At 67.2% G+C, this 17,423-nt stretch carries 13 protein-coding genes; 2 read left to right on the top strand and 11 right to left on the bottom strand.

Annotated elements, in window-relative coordinates:
- Positions 1-14: 14 nt before the first annotated feature.
- From ABS767_RS09860 to ABS767_RS09845, 4 genes are all read right to left on the bottom strand, one after another.
- The gene (locus ABS767_RS09860) at positions 15-1,826 is read right to left on the bottom strand and encodes a putative 2OG-Fe(II) oxygenase (protein ID WP_408078180.1); all 1,812 of its coding nucleotides are present in this window, start codon (positions 1,824-1,826) and stop codon (positions 15-17) included.
- A 61-nt stretch (positions 1,827-1,887) separates the two neighbouring features.
- Positions 1,888-2,298: a hypothetical protein gene (locus ABS767_RS09855; protein WP_408078179.1), complete on the bottom strand. Its 411-nt coding sequence runs from the start codon at positions 2,296-2,298 to the stop codon at positions 1,888-1,890.
- Between the two features lie 76 nt (positions 2,299-2,374).
- On the bottom strand, positions 2,375-3,412 hold the full coding sequence (locus ABS767_RS09850) for an alanine racemase (RefSeq protein WP_408078178.1): 1,038 nt from the start codon (positions 3,410-3,412) through the stop codon (positions 2,375-2,377).
- Between the two features lie 35 nt (positions 3,413-3,447).
- Entirely contained in the window at positions 3,448-5,052 is a 1,605-nt protein-coding gene (locus ABS767_RS09845) for an MFS transporter (RefSeq protein WP_408078177.1), read from the bottom strand.
- Positions 5,053-5,153: 101 nt separating this feature from the next.
- Between ABS767_RS09845 and ABS767_RS09840 the strand changes: the two genes are divergently transcribed.
- Complete coding sequence (locus tag ABS767_RS09840) at positions 5,154-6,767, top strand: NAD(P)/FAD-dependent oxidoreductase (protein WP_408078176.1); 1,614 nt, start codon at positions 5,154-5,156, stop codon at positions 6,765-6,767.
- 46 nt (positions 6,768-6,813) lie between these two features.
- Positions 6,814-8,613 (top strand): SLC13 family permease, encoded by a 1,800-nt coding sequence (locus ABS767_RS09835; protein ID WP_408078175.1) that lies wholly within the window; start codon positions 6,814-6,816, stop codon positions 8,611-8,613.
- 51 nt (positions 8,614-8,664) lie between these two features.
- Here the strand turns inward: ABS767_RS09835 and ABS767_RS09830 are convergent, their stop codons facing one another.
- The 7 genes from ABS767_RS09830 to ABS767_RS09800 all read right to left on the bottom strand — a co-directional run bounded on the left by ABS767_RS09830 (position 8,665) and on the right by ABS767_RS09800 (position 17,414).
- Complete coding sequence (locus ABS767_RS09830; protein ID WP_408078174.1) at positions 8,665-9,618, bottom strand: glycoside hydrolase family protein; 954 nt, start codon at positions 9,616-9,618, stop codon at positions 8,665-8,667.
- Positions 9,615-10,385, bottom strand: a complete 771-nt coding sequence (locus tag ABS767_RS09825) for an SDR family NAD(P)-dependent oxidoreductase (RefSeq protein ID WP_408078173.1) — start codon at positions 10,383-10,385, stop codon at positions 9,615-9,617. The genes ABS767_RS09830 and ABS767_RS09825 overlap by 4 nt, the downstream gene beginning before the upstream one ends.
- A 71-nt stretch (positions 10,386-10,456) precedes the next feature.
- Positions 10,457-13,060 (bottom strand): methionine synthase, encoded by a 2,604-nt coding sequence (gene metH / locus ABS767_RS09820; protein WP_408078172.1) that lies wholly within the window; start codon positions 13,058-13,060, stop codon positions 10,457-10,459.
- A gap of 97 nt (positions 13,061-13,157) precedes the next feature.
- Complete coding sequence (locus ABS767_RS09815) at positions 13,158-14,204, bottom strand: homocysteine S-methyltransferase family protein (protein WP_408078171.1); 1,047 nt, start codon at positions 14,202-14,204, stop codon at positions 13,158-13,160.
- 116 nt (positions 14,205-14,320) lie between these two features.
- The gene (gene metF / locus ABS767_RS09810; RefSeq protein WP_408078170.1) at positions 14,321-15,256 is read right to left on the bottom strand and encodes a methylenetetrahydrofolate reductase; all 936 of its coding nucleotides are present in this window, start codon (positions 15,254-15,256) and stop codon (positions 14,321-14,323) included.
- Positions 15,253-16,227, bottom strand: coding sequence for an ArsR/SmtB family transcription factor (locus tag ABS767_RS09805; RefSeq protein WP_408078169.1), 975 nt, complete (start codon positions 16,225-16,227; stop codon positions 15,253-15,255). The genes metF and ABS767_RS09805 overlap by 4 nt, the downstream gene beginning before the upstream one ends.
- Positions 16,228-16,391: 164 nt before the next feature.
- Positions 16,392-17,414 carry a glycosyltransferase family 4 protein gene (locus ABS767_RS09800; RefSeq protein ID WP_408078680.1) on the bottom strand — a complete coding sequence of 341 codons (1,023 nt, stop codon included), beginning with the start codon at positions 17,412-17,414 and terminating at the stop codon, positions 16,392-16,394.
- Positions 17,415-17,423: the final 9 nt, after the last annotated feature.

Raw genomic sequence — 17,423 nt, 5'->3', positions numbered from 1 at the left:
CGATCGACGATGCCTCAGCGCGCGGGAACGACGTCGAACGCCACCGTCAGCCGCTCGGCATCCCCGGAAAAGGGCAGCGTTCCGTGCCACATCGAGGACGGGAACAGGGCGAGCGCCCCGACGCGGGGCGTGATGATCCGTCTGTACGGCAAATCCAGCCCCAACTCCTCTGGCGGGGCGCCAAGCTGGAGCGCACCGGCGTCGGGCGCGTCGGCCGGATCATCGGGCGGCAGCGCAAAATAGCAGGCCGAACTGATCCAGCCATCCGAGTGGACATGGTTGATGTGAAAGCCGGATCGGCCCAGCCGCACCGACCATGAGCCGGAAAAGCGAAAGTCTGTGGACTTGCGGTTCAGCATCGGGTGCGCATCATCGCTCGGCAGCGCATCGATATAGCCGCGTACCGCGCGCGCGATCATCGCCTTCAGCTCGGCAATTTCGGGCTCGGGGCGGGTGAACAGCGCCCCCGCCGTCTGGGTCCCGTTGCGCAGCGTCTGGTCGGCGGGATGATTCCGGGTGATGTGCAGGCGACGCAGCGCCGTGGCGATTCGCTCCACCACCTCCCCCGCGTCGCTCGTCTCGGGCGCCAGCTCGATCAGCCCGACGTGCCGCTCATAGTCATGCAGCCAATGTTCGCGTGGATCGCCCAGCAGGCGCCACGCCGTCCCCAGATAGGCCCAGGCAAGCTGATTGGTGGGATCGGCATCGCAACACGCTTGCGCCTCCGCCGCCGCGCGCGCCGGATCGCGGCGACGCAACAGATGCCGGGTCAAGGCGACGCGATAGTCCGATCGCGCACCCAGCACGCCGCACGCTGCCGCGAAACCGGCGTCCGCTGCGTCAAGCTGCCCTTCCTCGCTGTGCGCCATTGCGCTTGCCAGGTGCAGCGTCGGCGTCCCACCCGTGGCGGCGATCCCCCGCGCGGCGATCTCCGCGGCCTTGTCATATTGGCGAAACCCGCTCAGCGCCGCACACCAGCTTTCCCAGACGATCGGCTCGCGCGGATAGCTTCGCGCCAGCGCAGCAAAGCTCTCGAACGGATCGCGATCGATCCCGAATTCCCATACCAGCCGCGCCCGCGCGTGATGCCCAGCCATATAGGCGGGGGCCGATGCGGTAAGCCCGTCCAGCAGGCGGAACGCTCCATCGATATCGCCCAGCTCGATCAGCGCCGCCGCACGATTATTCGCGAGTTCCGGGCTGTCGAGCCCGGCGGCACGGGCGCGCTCATAGGCAGCAATGGCACCGCGCGGATCCCCCGCCGCATTCAGCGCGACGCCCAGATGCAGCGACGTCGTCGCCCGCGCGGGATCGATCGCCTGCGCCTGGCGAAGCATCTCGACCGCTTCGGCATGGTCGCCGCGCTGTCGCAACGCATTGCCCAGGCTGACATGCGCAAGCGCCGAGCGCGGCGCGATCCGGCACGCCTCGCGCAGCCATCGGATCGCGGCATCGTGATCGCCTGCGCTCGCCGCCAGCTGGCCGCGATTGATATAGGGATCGACATAGGTCGGATCGGCGGCGATTGCCTCGCCATAGGCGGCATCGGCGGCGGCATCGTCCTTGAGGTCGCGCAGAATATTGCCCAGCATGTTGCCAAGCTGCGGCGTAAAGGCGCCCGCGGCGATCCCGCGTGTCACGACATCGCGCGCCGCACCCAGGTCGCCTGCCGCGCGCTCGATCATCGCTGCGAGCTGCACCACGGTCGCCTCTCCGGCATGTGCAGTGACGAGCGGGGAGATCGCGCTACGTGCGCTCGCCGCATCCCCGCGCTGGAGCGTGGCGTGGATCGACTGAAGTTTCGACGCGAGTTCGGGCGGGATCATGCACCTGATCCTCGCCCGTTCGCGTCAGCGGGTCAACGCGCTCGAGCCGTACCCGGGCAGATCAGCGCGCGCTGGTGCGCACCTTCTCATAGGGCACGAAGTCGCCCAGAACGACGAAGCCGTTCCACATGCGCGACGTGCGATCCAGCAGGTCGACCTTGTCGATATTGCACAGCTGGCTGCCATAAAGCTTGGTCAGCAGGATATCGTCGTCGTCAAGCGATCCCGCGCCCGAACGCGGACGGTTGACGTACAGCTTGCTCCCGCTGCGATAGACGATCGCGGTGCGATCGATGATGGTGCTGTTGTCCATCGAATAGGTCGGCAGGCACTTGACCGGCTTGCCGGCGACGCGGCCCTCCAGCATCTTGGCGAGTTCGGCTTCGCCCTTGGGGTTCGGTTTTTCGTCTGCCGACGCCATGCCCGGAAGGGTCAGGGCGGCGAAGGCGGCGGCGATAAGCATTTTACGCATGCGATTCACTCCACTCCTGTTCTTACTCAAGATGGTAGCGGATCGCGCCTTTCGCAACGCTGAACCGGTTGCGGACCTACGCCCAGATCCGGTCGAACCGGGGTCCCAACCCGGTAATCAGCTCATATTGCGACAGGCCGGACACGGCCGACATCGCCGGCAAGTCGTAGGCGATCGAGACCCAGTCCCCTTCCGCCAGATCGGGCGCAGCGGCGACGTCGATCGCGGTCAGGTCCATCGAAACCCGACCGATCACCGGCAGCGCGATGCCGTCCGCGGAACAGGCCAGCCCCTTCCCCGAAAAACAGCGCAGATAGCCGTCGGCATAGCCCAGGTTGAGGATCGCGACCTCGGTGTCCGCCGTCGCCGTCCAGGTGAGGTTATAGCCCACCCCCTGCCCCGCCGGGACCAGTCGGCGCTGCAGGATCTGCGCCTGCGGGGTCACGACCTGCGCGATCCGGCCCGCAAATGCCGGGCTGACGACGCCACCATAGAGCGCGATGCCCGGCCGCGTCAGGTCGAACGCGTAGTCGGGACCCAGGCCGATGCCGGCCGAGTTGGCGAGGCTAATTCGCCGCGCCGCGCAGCGTCCGCGCAACCCCGCAAGCGTATCGCGCTGCACCGCATTGAAGGCGACATCCTCGTCGGCGCTGGCGAGGTGGCTCATCAGCGTTTCGACTCTCAGACCATCGAGCAGCCCGGCCGCGACATCCTCGGGACGGATACCCAGACGGTTCATCCCCGTATCGACCATCACGTCGCACGCGCCGCCGCCCCCGTCGCGCCAGCGCCGCACCTGCTGCACGCTGTTCAGCACAGGTCGGGCGCTCCGCGATGCCAGCGCCGGCGCCATATCCTCGTCGCGAACCCCGTGCAGCACCGAGACCGCGACCTCCGCATCCGCCAATGCCAGCGCCTCGCGCCAGGTCGCGACGAAGAAGTCGCGGCACCCCGTTTCCGCCAGGTGACGCACCACCTGATGCGCGCCAACGCCATAGCCATCGGCCTTCACCGCCGCGCCGCACGCGGCGCCGCCGCTCATCGCGTCCAGCGTGCGCCAGTTGGCGATCAGCGCGCCGGAATCGAGGCGCAGGCGATGCGGTGCCGGGATCATCGCGCGGACCTAGGGTGACCGTGCGACAACCGCAATCATCCTTGTGGCTGCGCGGTATCCGATTCCTTGAGCATGAACACCGTCACCGCCAGTGCGATCGCCACGACGATCCAGGTGTACCACAGGCCCGAATAGGGATCGCCGCTCTTGGCGACCATATATTGGCTGATCAGCGGCAGGAATCCGCCGAAATAGCCCGTTCCGATATGATAGGGGATCGACATCGAGCTGTAGCGGATGCGCGGCGGGAACAGCTCGGTCAGCAACGCCGCGACCGGGCCGTAGGTCGCACCCGAAAGCGCCGCCAGCGCGACGATCGCGATCAGGATCAGGATCAGGTCGACCGTGCCCGGCGTGACCGGTTCGAGCGAATAACCCGAATCCGCCAGCGCCGCGTCGATATCGACCGCCGTGTTCGACACGACCGGGATGCTGCCGATCGCCACCGATGCCGACGGCGTCACCGCCTGGGTGTAGGGAATGCCCTTCTTCGACAGATAATCCATCAGCTGGCCGCAGGTCGTCTCCTGCCGTGCGGCGAACGGATCATAGGCGCAATCGGGGCCCGAAACGACGACCGGCGATCGCTTGGCCGCCTCCGCCAGCCCCGGATTGGCGGCATGCCCCATCGCGAAGAACAGCGGAAACAGCATCAGCAGGGTAAAGCCATAGCCGATGATGATCGGCTTCTTGCGCCCGATCCGGTCGGACAATTTGCCGAACAGGACGAACCAGAACAATCCCGCCGCCGCGCCCCCGGCCGCCAGCAGTTGCGCCGTCACCGGATCGACCCGCATCGGTCCTTGCAGAAAGGACAGGACCGAAAAGGTCGCGGTGTACCAGATCACCGTCAGCCCCGCCGCAATCCCGAACAATGCGACGATCAGCCGGCGCAGATTGCCGGGATAGGTGAAGCTCTCCTTCAACGGGTTGCGCGCCACCTCGCCCGATGCCTTCATCGCGCGGAACACCGGGCTCTCGGACAGCCTCACCCGCATGTAAAGCGAGACGGCGAGCAGCGCGATCGAGAAGATGAACGGCACGCGCCAGCCCCATGCGTCGAACGCCCCCTGTGGCATCGCGAACCGCGTCGTCAGTACCACCGCCAGGCTCAGGATGAAGCCGGCCGACACGCTCGCCTGGATAAAACTGGTGTAATAGCCCGCGCGGCCCGGCGGCGAATGCTCGGCGACATAGATCGCCGCGCCGCCATATTCGCCCCCCAGCGCCAGCCCCTGAAGGATACGCAGCCCGATCACGATCATCGGCGCCGCCGCCCCGATCGAGGCATAGGACGGAACCAGCCCCACCCCTGCCGTCGCCACGCCCATCAGCGTGATGGTGACGAGGAACGTGTATTTGCGGCCGAGCCGGTCGCCCAGATAGCCGAACAGCACCGCGCCCAGCGGGCGGAAGCCGAAGCCGACCGCGAACCCCGCCCAGGCGTAAAGCGTCTCCATCACCGGATTGCCGGTCGCAAAGAAGGTCCGCCCGATGATCCCGGACGCCGCCAGCGTGCCGTAGATGAAGAAGTCATACCATTCGAACACGGTACCGAGCGACGATGCGGTCACCACCTGTCGCATCTCCGCCCTGCTCGGCTCGCGCTGTGCCAGCGCCTCGTCGGCCACGGTCGCCATGTCCAGAATCCCCCAATTCCTCTGCGACAAAGGTTTAGCGGGTTGTCGCCCCCTCGCAAGGCCCCCTTCCGGCGCGCGCGGTTAGCGACTAGGGCGTGCGCATGCTCCGCCTGTCCGGCCTCTCCCTCCCCCTCGACCATCCGCCAGAGGCGATTCCCGCCGCGATCTGCGCCCGGCTCGGCATCCCGCGCGAAGAGCTGCGCGGCTGGACGCTGTTCAAGCGCGGCAACGACGCCCGCCGCCGCACCGCGATCCAGCTGGTCTATACCTTCGACGTCGACCTGGCGAACGAGGCCGCGGTCCTCACCCGCTTCGCCGGGGACAAGGACGTCCGCCCGACCCCCGACATGACCTATCGTCCGCCCGTCACCGCCCCGGCGGGCTGGACGGGAAAGCGTCCGGTCGTCATCGGCGCGGGTCCCTGCGGCCTGTTCGCCGGGCTGATCCTGGCGCAGATGGGCTTCCGCCCGCTCATCCTCGACCGCGGCAAGGTGGTGCGTCAGCGGACCAAGGACACCTGGGGCCTGTGGCGCCGCAGCGAACTCAATGCCGACAGCAACGTCCAGTTCGGCGAGGGCGGCGCCGGGACCTTCTCCGACGGCAAGCTCTATTGCCGGGTCAAGGACCCCCGCTTCCTCGGCCGCAAGGTGCTCAAGGAGTTCGTCAAGGCCGGCGCACCCGACGACATCTTGTGGGAGGCGCACCCGCATATCGGCACCTTCCGCCTCGTCACGATGGTCGAAAGCCTGCGCGCGACGATCGAGGAGCTCGGCGGCGAATATCGCTGGCAGACTCGCGTCGACGACATCGCGCTCGATGCCGACCGCAACCTCCGCGGGCTGCACCTGCACGACGGCGGCTTCATCGAAACCGACCAGGTCGTCCTCGCGGTGGGGCACAGCGCTCGGCCGACGTTCGAGATGCTTCACACGCGCGGCGTGCATGTCGAGGCCAAACCCTTCGCGATCGGCGTCCGCATCGAGCACCCTCAGGCATGGATCGACCGCGCGCGCTTCGGCAATTGCGCAAAGCATCCCGATCTCGGCCCGGCCGCCTACAGTCTCGTCCACCACGCGTCGAACGGGCGCAGCGTCTACAGCTTCTGCATGTGCCCGGGCGGACGCGTGGTCGCCGCGACCAGCGAGGAGGGCCGCGTCGTCACCAACGGCATGAGCCAATATTCGCGTGCCGAATTCAACGCCAACTCCGGCATGGTGGTGGCAATCGATCCCGCACGCGATTATCCCGGCGGCCCGCTCGCCGGCATCGCGCTCCAACGGCGCTTCGAGGATCTCGCCTATGTCGCGGGCGGATCGAACTACAACGCCCCGGTCCAGCGCGTCGGCGACCTGCTCGCCGCGCGTCCCTCGACCGCGATCGGCGAAGTGGTGCCAAGCTACAAGCCCGGTGTCACCCCGACCGACCTCTCCCACTGCCTCCCGCCCTTCGTGATCGAGGCATTTCGCGAAGCGCTTCCCGTCTTCGGCCGTCGCATCGCCAACTACGATCATCCCGACGCGATCATGACCGGGGTCGAAACGCGCACCTCCAGTCCGGTCCGGATCACGCGCGGCGCCGACCTGCAGAGCCTCAACACGCCGGGCCTGTTCCCGGCGGGCGAAGGCGCGGGCTATGCCGGCGGCATCCTCTCCGCCGCGATCGACGGGATCAAGGTGGCAGAGGCGGTGGCGCACGCTATCGTCGCCGCGCGTTGAGAACGCTCGTGATGCCGACCGGAAGGGCCCTACCCAAGTGACGGACATGATCCCGGCTCTGTTCGCCACCTATCAACCGATCATCGGCCTGGTCTTCCTCGTCGCATTGTTCATCGCCTTTGCCACCGAACGCATGCCGCCGGTGACGATCGCGGTATTCGGCGCAGGGGTGATGATCGCGCTCGGCTGGCTCGCCACGCCCCAGATTACGGCATCCTTCGCCAATTCCGCGCCGATCACCATCGCCGCCTTCTTCGTCCTGTCCGGTGCGCTCGTGCGAACCGGGATCATCGAAGCGGTGGCGAGCGCGCTGGTGCGCCGCGCCGCCAATCACCCCCGCCGGACCGTGGCGGAGCTGCTGACCGGCGCCGGCGTGGCCCCGGCGTTCATCAACAACACGCCGGTCGTGATCGTGCTGATCCCGCTGGTGCGCCGGCTGGCGCATGCGGTGGGCGTGCCGGCAACGCGGCTGCTGATCCCGCTATCCTACCTCTCCATCCTCGGCGGGACGCTGACACTGATCGGCACCTCCACCAATCTGCTGGTCGATGGCGTCGCGCAGGCCAATGGACAGCCCGGGTTCGGCATTTTCGAGATTACCGGCGTCGGCCTGGTCACGATGGCCGTCGGCGCCACCACGCTCTTGCTGCTCGGTCGCCACCTGCTGCCGTCGCGGCCCGATAACGACATTTCCGAGCGCAACCAGCTACGCTACCTGACCGAGCTGGAGCTGACCGAAGACCTGTTGACCCGCGCGTCGACGGTCGCGGATCTCGGCTTCCTGCGGCGCGGCGGCATCAAGCTGATTTCGATCGTCCGCGCGGGAACGCATCTGCGCTCGCCCGAAACCGACACGGTCCTGCTGTCCGGCGATCGGCTGGTCGTGTCGAGTACGGCGGACGAACTCGACGGGCTGGCGCGCAGCCACGACGTTATCGTGGGGCTCCAGAATATCGGCGCGCCGATCAAGCTCGCCTCGGACGAGCGCGCGGACGATGTGCGCCTGATCGGGCTCACCGTCGCGCCGTCGCACCCGACGCTGGGCCGCCATCTGCGCGACATTCCCTTCCTCTCCAACCTGCCCGCCCGCGTGCTCGGCATCGGGCGGCCGCGCCACCTGCCCGGCCCCGACCTCGGATCGGTCCGGCTGCGCGCCGCCGACAATCTGCTCGTCGCGGCCGGTCAGGATGCGGCCGCCGCGTTGCGGGAGAACACCAACCTCATCACCGAAGATACCAGCGCCGTCCGCGCGTTTCGCCGCCGGCGTGCGCCGATCGCACTGCTGACGCTCGCCGCGGTGGTGCTGCTCGCGGCGCTCGAGGTCGCGCCGGTGATGACGCTGGCGCTGATCGGCGTCGGCGTCGTGCTGCTGACCGGCTGCATCGATCCGGACGAGGCGTGGCGGTCGATCGACGGCAGCGTCCTGGTCCTGATCTTCGCGATGCTGGGCATCGGCAGCGGCCTCGAACGCATCGGCACGGTCCAGCTGATCGTCGACGCGGTGTCGCCCTGGCTGACGCTGCTGTCCCCGCTCGGCGTGCTGCTGGTGCTCTATTTCCTGACGTCGCTGCTGACGGAAACGGTGACCAACAATGCGGTCGCGGTACTGATGACTCCGATCGCCATCGGTCTGGCCCAGGCGACCGGCCAGGATCCCCGCACGCTCATCTTCGCGGTGATGTTCGCCGCCTCGGCCAGCTTCGCGACGCCGATCGGCTACCAGACCAACACCATGGTCTATGCCGCCGCCGATTATCGCTTCTCCGACTTTCTCAAGATCGGCATCCCGATGAACCTGACCGTCGGCATCTCCACCTGCGTCGCGATCCACTATCTGATCGGCTGACGCGCGCGCTTCGATGTGCGCCAAGGCCGCTGCTGACGCGGTCGCGACACGCTAGCTGCGGCGAATGAGCGCGCGCGCGAGCTTGCGGTCCTCCAGCGAGTAATAGAGCCAGATCGCCCCGTCATCGTCATGCGCGACCGATGCGGCGAAGGCGATATCGGTCGCCGTGCGATCGTCCACCGGCGGCGGGGTGATCAGCGGCTCGATGCCGCGCGCCGCGACACGTCTGTATTCGGCATCGAACGCCACCCACCCGATCCGCCAGCGCGCGTCCCGCGTCGCGCCATTGTAGAACATCACCGGGCAACTCTTGTCGTCGGTCAGCAGCGGCCCGGTCGACAGGTGCCAATCGTCCCAGCTATTCTCCCGCGGCATGAACGGGGTCGGCTGCTCCTCCCACGGCCCGGCGACGTCCGCGCCGATCGCCAGCCCGACGCGCGACGCCTCGTCCGCGGCATATTCGTAGAATAATCGCCAGCCGCCATCGGGCGTGCGATCGACGGTCGCCTCCTTGGTGTTGCCCTCCGACTTGGACGAGGCGAGCGCGACGCCGCTCTTGACCAGCCGGTCGAGCGCGGGTCCCGAGGCGTAGGAGAGCTCGCCATGCGCATGGTCGGCCAGCACGCCCGAATAATAGACGACATAGCCGTCCGCGCGCCGCACCACCGTCGGATCCTCGACGCCGCCGGCGTCATGGTCTTCCGGGCCGGGGGTGATCGAGGGCGCGTCGAGCATCGTGAAGCGCCGTCCGTCGTCGCTCCAGCCGGCCCAGATCACCCCGGTATCGGTGAACGGCGCCCCCGCCTTGACGACGGCGCGCACCATGATCCCCCACCGCCCATCGGCCTCGCGCCAGACATAGGGGCTCATCAGGTCGCGCGCGGTCAGCTCGGGCGGACCGTCGAGCGTGATCGCCTCGATCCGCTTGACGTTGAAGTCGAGCTGGATCGGATTTTCGCTGACCTGGTCCTTGCGATGCGGGTCGGCGACAGCGGGATCGGTCATGCACCCAGCGCCTGCATCAGCGACAGTCCCCCGTCGATCGGGATCCGCGCCCCGGTGATATAACGTGCCTTGTCGGAGGCGAGGAACACCGCAAGGTCGGCGACCTCGCTCGCCTCGCCCGCGCGCCCGGCGGGGATGTTGCGCTCAAGGGACGCGCGATAGGCCAGGTCGCTCTGCGCGCGCGCGTTCATCGGCGTCAGGATCATGCCGGGCTCGATCGCATTGACGCGGATGCCACGCGCCGCCTCCTCGATCGCCAGCGTTTCGACCAGCTTGTTCAGCCCGGCCTTCGCCGCGCAATAGTCCGCGCCACCGGCGCGTACCGCATGCGCATGGATCGACGAAATCTGGATGATCGCGACATCGCCCCCGGTCGCCGCGCCCCTCCCCGTCAGGAAACGGCGTGAGGCGAGGAACGCGCCGGTCAGATCGGTGTCGATCGTCCGCTGCCAGTGCGCCAGCGGCATGTCGCGCACCGCGACCCCCGTCATGTTGACCCCGGCGGAATTGACCAGCACCGCGGCCGCGCCCCACTGCGCCTCGATCGCGCCGAACGCCGCATTGACCGAGGCTTCGTCGCTGACATCGGCCTGGATCGTGATCGCCTCGCCGCCCGCATCGGTCACCGCCGCCGCGCTCGCCTGCGCCCCCTCATGATCCGCGAAATACAGCACCGCGACCCGCGCGCCGGCCGCGCCAAAGGCTTTGGCGCACGCCGCGCCGATGCCCGACTCGCCGCCCGTCACCACCACAATCTGCTTCGTCACACGCCACGCCTCATCCTGAGATGGAAGCGTAACGAGCCGTCCGGGCTTTGGCTCCGCCGATCCTGGCTCCCTCAGTCGAGATTGGGCCGCAGCCAGCGCTCCGCCTGTTCCACGCTCACCCCGCGTCGCGCGGCATAATCCTCCAGCTGGTCGCGCCCCACCCGCGCCACGCCGAAATACTCCGCCTGCGGGTGCCCGAAGTAAAAACCGCTCACCGCCGCCGTCGGCAGCATCGCGAAGCTTTCGGTCAGCGTGATTCCGGTCTTCTTGTGCGCGCCCAACATCTCGAACAGGATCGGCTTGAGGCTGTGCTCGGGACAGGCGGGATAGCCGGGCGCCGGCCGGATACCGCGATACTGCTCCTTGATCAGCGCCTCGTTGGTCAGCTGCTCGCCTTCGGCATACCCCCACAACGCCGTCCGCACGAAATGGTGCAGCCGCTCGGCGAAGGCCTCGGCCAGCCGGTCCGCCAATGCCTTGAGCAGAATGTCCGAATAATCGTCGATCGCCGCCTTGAACCGCGCCAGATGCGGCTCGATGCCGTGGATCGACACCGCGAACCCGCCGATCCAGTCGCCCTGCCGGTCGATGAAATCGGCGAGGCACATGTTCGCCCGCCCCTCGCGCTTCTGGATCTGCTGGCGCAGCATCGGCAGCGTGACATGCGTCTCGTCCTCGACATGGACGATGATGTCGTCGCCCGACCGACGGCACGGCCACAGGCCCGCGACGCCGCGCGCGGTCAGCCATTTCTCGTCGATGATGCGATCGAGCATTTTCTGCGCATCGGCGAACAGGCTCGTCGCGCTCTCGCCGACCACCTTGTCCTCCAGGATCGCGGGATAATTGCCCGCCAGCTCCCACGCGCGGAAGAACGGGGTCCAGTCGATATATTGGCGCAGGTCCTTCAGATCCCAGTCGGGGAAATTGTGCACGCCCGGCATGCGCGGCCGGCCGGGCTTGAGGCTCATGTCCGCCTCGAACGCATTGTCGCGCGCCACCGCGAGCGGGACTAGGTCGCTCTGCCCCTTGTTGGCGCGGGCAACGCGCACCGCCTCATATTCATCCGCGATCTTGGCGACATAATCGTCGCGGATCGTGTCGCTGACCAGCGTGGTGGCGACCCCGACCGCGCGGCTGGCGTCGAGCACGTGGACGACCGGGCCGTCATAGGCGGGCGCGATGCGCAGCGCGGTATGCACCTTCGACGTCGTCGCCCCGCCGATCAGCAGCGGCATCGTCATCTTCGCGCGCTTCATCTCCTCGGCCACGGTGACCATTTCGTCGAGCGACGGGGTGATCAGGCCGCTCAGCCCGATCATGTCGGCATCATTCTCGTTCGCCGCCTCCAGGATCGTCGACCAGGGGACCATGACCCCCAGATCCACCACCTCGAACCCGTTGCACTGCAGGACGACGCCGACGATGTTCTTGCCGATGTCATGCACGTCGCCCTTGACGGTCGCCATGATGACCTTGCCCTTGCCCTTCGCCCCCGGCTCCTTCGCCGCCTCGATATAGGGGAGCAGATGCGCAACCGCCTTTTTCATCACGCGCGCGCTCTTTACCACCTGCGGAAGGAACATTTTGCCCGACCCGAACAGGTCACCGACGACATTCATCCCGTCCATCAGCGGCCCTTCGATCACCTCGATCGGCTTGGCCGCCTTCAGCCGGCATTCCTCGGTATCCTCGACGACATATTGGTCGATGCCCTTGACCAGCGCATGCTCGAGCCGCTTCTCGACCACCCAGCCGCGCCACTCGGCCGCCTGCTTCTCCGCCACCGCATCGGTGCCGCGGAACTTCTCGGCGAGCGCGACCAGCCGGTCGCCCGCTTCGGGGTCCTTGTTGAGGATCACGTCCTCGCATGCGGTGCGCAGCTCGGGGTCGATCGTGTCGTACACGTCGAGCTGTCCGGCATTGACGATCGCCATGTCGAGTCCGGCGGGGATGGCGTAATAGAGGAACACGCTGTGCATCGCGCGCCGCACCGGTTCGTTGCCGCGGAAGCTGAACGACAGGTTGGACAGCCCGCCCGAGAAATGGACGTGCGGGCAGCGCGCCTTGATCTCCTTCACCGCCTCGATGAAGTCGACGCCGTAATTGTTGTGCTCCTCGATCCCCGTCGCGACCGCGAACACGTTGGGATCGAAGATGATGTCCTCGGGCGGGAAGCCGATGCCCATCAGCTCTTTGTACGCGCGCTCGCAGATCTCGACCTTGCGTTGCTGCGTGTCCGCCTGCCCGGCCTCGTCGAACGCCATCACGACGACCGCGGCGCCATAGGCCATGCATTTGCGCGCATGGTCCAGGAACTGCGGAACGCCCTCCTTCATACTGATCGAATTGACGATCGGCTTGCCCGAAACGCACTTCAGCCCCGCCTCGATCACGTCCCATTTGGAGCTGTCGATCATCACCGGCACGCGCGCGATATCAGGCTCGGCGGCGATGAGCTTGAGGAAGGTCGTCATCGCCTCATGCGCGTCGAGCAGGCCCTCGTCCATGTTGACGTCGATCACCTGCGCGCCATTCTCGACCTGCTGCCGCGCGACTTCGACCGCGGCGGTATAGTCGCCCGCCATGATCAGCTTCTTGAACTTGGCCGATCCGGTGACGTTGGTGCGCTCGCCGATATTGACGAAGGCGGTGGAGCTGGGGGTGGTAGTCAAGGTCGATCCTCGTCATCCCAGCGAAAGCTGGGATCTTTCAAAACTTGGCGTACGCTTGCGGCACGAGACCCCAGCTTTCGCTGGGGTGATGATTCATTCACGCCGCCATCACGAACGGCTCGAGCCCGGCAAGCTGCGTCCGCACCGGCGGCGTCGGGACCGCGCGCGGCGGCAGCTCCGCCACCGCCTCGGCGATCGCCCGGATATGCGCCGGGGTCGATCCGCAGCAACCGCCCAGGATGTTGACCTGGCCCTGATCGGCCCATTCCTTGACCAGCCCGGCGGTGGTCACCGGCGCCTCGTCATAGGCGCCCAGCTCGTTGGGCAGCCCCGCATTGGGATAGACCATGATCAACGTGTCGCAGAGCTTGGAGAGCGTCGCGACATGCGGCCGCAGCTGTTCCGCCCCGAACGAGCAGTTGAGCCCGATCGTCACCGGCTTGGCATGGCGCACCGCCGCCCAGAACGCCTCGACTGTATGGCCCGACAGGTTGCGCCCCGACAGGTCGGTCAGCGTCATCGACATCATGATCGGCAGGTCGCGGCCGAGGTCGTTCGCCGCCTCGATGCACGCCATCACGCCCGCCTTGGCGTTGAGCGTGTCGAACACCGTCTCGATCAGGATGAAATCCACGCCGCCCTCGACCAGCGCGTCGATCTGCTCGCGATACACCTCCTTCAGCGTATCGAAATCGATCTCGCGATAGCCGGGATCGTTGACATCGGGCGATAGCGACAGCGTCTTGTTGGTCGGCCCCAGCGCGCCGGCGACGAAGCGTGGGCGGCCATCTTTCGCTTCGAACTCATCGGCGATGCGGCGGGCGAGCTTCGCGCTCTCGACATTGATCTCGCGCACCAGATGCTCGGCGCCATAATCGGCCTGGCTGATCCGATTGGCGGAAAAGGTATTGGTCTCGGCAATGTCCGCCCCCGCCTCGAAATAGGCGCGGTGGATGCTCGCGGGCACATCCGGTCGCGTGAGCGCGAGGATGTCGTTATTGCCCTTCTGGTCGTGCCCCAGGTTGAGGTCTCCGGCATAATCCGCCTCGGACAGCTTCCAGCTCTGAATTTCGGTCCCGAACGCCCCGTCAGTGATCAGGATGCGCTTGGCGGCCTCGGCCAGCAGTTTCTCGCGTGGTGTCATGTCAAATCCTCGTCACCCCGGCCTTGTGCCGGGGTCCACTGTTCGGCGAGCGCGAAACTCGCCCTTGTCATTCGAACCTCTCCACGCGTGCCCGGCGACGCGGTGACGACCGCTGGCTAAGCCGCCGCGCTCGCCGTCCCCACCCCGGGTCGGACACCCAGCAAGTGGCAGATCGCATAGGACAGCTCGGCACGGTTGAGCGTGTAGAAATGAAACTGCCGCACCCCGCCCGCGTACAGCTTGCGGCACAATTCCGCCGCCAGCGTCGCGGCGACCAGCTGTCGCGCGGCGGGACGGTCGTCCAGCCCTTCGAACAGCCGCGCCATCCACGCAGGGACATCGGTGCCGCACATCGCCGACATCTTCTGCACCGCGGCAAAGCTCATCACCGGCATGATGCCCGGGACGATCTCCGCGTCGATCCCCGCCGCTGCCGCCGCGTCGCGAAAGCGCAGAAACGTATCGGCCTCGAAGAAGAACTGCGTGATCGCCCGGTTCGCACCGTTGTCGATCTTGCGCTTGAGATTGTCCAGGTCGTGCGCCGCATCGGGCGAATCCGGGTGGCATTCGGGATAGGCCGCCACCGAAATCTCGAACGGGTGCAGCTTGCGCAGCCCGGCGACCAGATCGGCGGCATTCTCATAGCCACCGGGATGCGTGCAATATTTCTCGCCCGCCCGGGGCGGATCGCCGCGCAGCGCGACGATATGCCGCACACCCGCTGCCCAATATTCCTCGGCGACCGCATCGATCTCGGCACGCGTCGCCTCGACACAGGTGAGATGCGCCGCCGCAGCGATCGGCGTCTCGCGCGCGATCCGGGCAACCGTGTTGTGGGTGCGCTCGCGCGTTGTCCCGCCCGCGCCATAGGTCACGCTCACGAACCGCGGATTCAGCGGCGAAAGCGTCTGGATCGATTCCCACAGCGTTTCTTCCATCTTCTCCGTCTTGGGCGGGAAGAATTCGAAGCTCACATCGATATCGCCCGCCACATCCGCGAACAGCGGCGGTGCCGCGGGGTCCAGCTGCGACGGGTCCACGCTTACGCTCATGCCGCCTTCACCTCGCCCACCGGCAATTGCTCCCCCGCCTGCCCCGCCTTGCGGCCAAGCCATAATTTCACCGTCAGCGCCCCACCCTCCAGCGTCTGGGTCTGGACCGGCGCCAGCCCCGCCTTGCCGAACCAGCCGAGCATCTGATCGTCCGAGAAGCCCAGCCGCACATGCCCCTCGCGGCTGCGCAGTTCCTCGCGGTCGTGCGGCGCGAAATCGACGATCAGCAGCCGCCCGCCCGGGTTCAACACCCGCGCCGCCTCCCCGATCGCCGCCCCAGGCTGCTGCGCGAAGTGCAACACATGGTGCAAGATCGCCGCATCCGCCTCGCCATCGCTCATCGGCAGCGCATACAGATCCGCCTGGCGCAGCTCCGCGTTGGCGATCCCCTGCTCGGACAGTTTCGCGCGCGCCAGCCGCAGCATCTCCGACGATCGATCGATCCCCAGCGCGCTCTCCGCGCGCGGCGCGAACAGCTCCAGCATTCGCCCGGTTCCGGTACCGATATCGATCAGCCGCGCGATCGGCATCCCGTCCAGCGCGGCCGCCATGGCCGCCTCGACCTGTTCCTCCGCCACGTGCAGCGAGCGGATCGCATCCCATTGACCGGCATTCGCCTCGAACCAGTCGGCGGCGGCGGCGGCGCGATCGGCGCGGACCGCGGCCAGCCGGGCGCTGTCGGCAATCGCCCAATGATCCTCCGTCTCGCTGCGCCAGGCATCGAGCGCGGCCAGGACCGGCCCGGTCCGCTTCGCATCGCCCAGCGCGACGAACACCCAGCTCCCCTCCTTGCGTCGTTCGGCGAGGCCGGCATCGCACAGGATCTTGACGTGACGGCTGACACGCGGCTGGCTCTGCCCGAGCACCTGCGCCAGCTCACCTACCGACAATTCCATCAGCCGCAGCAACGCCAGGATGCGCAGCCGTGTGGAATCCGCGAGCGCACGGAAGGATTCGAGTGCGGTGTTCATGCGCATAGAGATATAAAGATATCTTTATATCGGGTCAATGGCGTGTGGCTGCGCGGCCTCCCCTCCACATAGACAGGGATGTCGCGCGCTAACGATGGAGGGCGAGGAAGCGCGACGGGTGACGCGATCTTCGCCTCGCTTTGCGTGGGAGGCGAGGGACTGAACTAAGCCGCGCGCGCTTCTTCGACGATCGGCACCAGCGCCGCCAGAAACTGCGCCGCGCTCGCCTCCCAGGTGAAGGTCGCGCCATAGTCCGCGCACGCCGCACGATCGCGGGTCAATGCCGTGGCGATCGCCGCATCCAGGTCATCATCCATCGCTCCCGTCTCGGGCGTCAGGATATCGACCGGCCCGGTCACCGGATAGGCGGCGACCGGTGTCCCGCACGCCAGCGCCTCGATCATCACGAGACCGAATGTGTCGGTCCGGCTGGGGAAGACGAACCCGTCCGCCGCCGCATAAGCGCTCGCCAGCTCCGCACCGAACATGGGCCCCAGAAAGCGCGCCTCGGGATATTTGGCTTCGAGCGCACTGCGCGCCGGCCCGTCGCCCACCACCACCTTCGTCCCGGGATGCCCCGAAGCCAGGAACGCTTCCAGGTTTTTCTCGACCGCCACACGCCCTACATAAAGCTGCACCGGCCCGTCCAGCGCGGCCATCGCAGGATGCGGCGCAAGCCCCGGCCGGAAGTTGGCGAGGTCCACCCCCCGGCCCCAATGCCGGACCTGCGTCAGCCCGTGCGCGGCCAGCGCTTCGCGGATCGACGGCGTGGAGGCAAGAATCGACTGCGCCGGCGCATGAAACCAGCGGATATAGCGCCACACCCATTCGGCCGGCACGCCCGAACGCGCCTCGACATAGTCCGGAAACTGGGTGTGATAGGCGGTGGTGAACGGGAAATCATGCTTGAGGCACCAGCGCCGCGCGGCGACACAGACGGGTCCCTCGGTCGCCAGATGCACCGCATGCGGTGAAAATTCGTCGAGCAGATCGCCGATCGTCCGGCTGCGCACCATCGCCAGCCGGATCTCCGGATAGGTTGGGCACGGCACCGAATAGAAGCGCTCGGGCGAGATCACGAGCACCTTGTGCCCCTGCCCCTCCAGCACGCGCTTCACCGACTGAAGCGTGCGAACGACACCGTTCACCTGAGGCTCCCAGGCGTCGGTTACGATCGCGATCCGCATCTCCGCGTC

It is taken from the genome of Sphingomonas plantiphila (assembly GCF_046000505.1).
GTDB lineage: Bacteria > Pseudomonadota > Alphaproteobacteria > Sphingomonadales > Sphingomonadaceae > Sphingomonas > Sphingomonas plantiphila.
The sequence above is the reverse complement of the archived record's forward strand: the minus strand, read 5'-3'. Positions and strand labels throughout refer to the sequence as shown.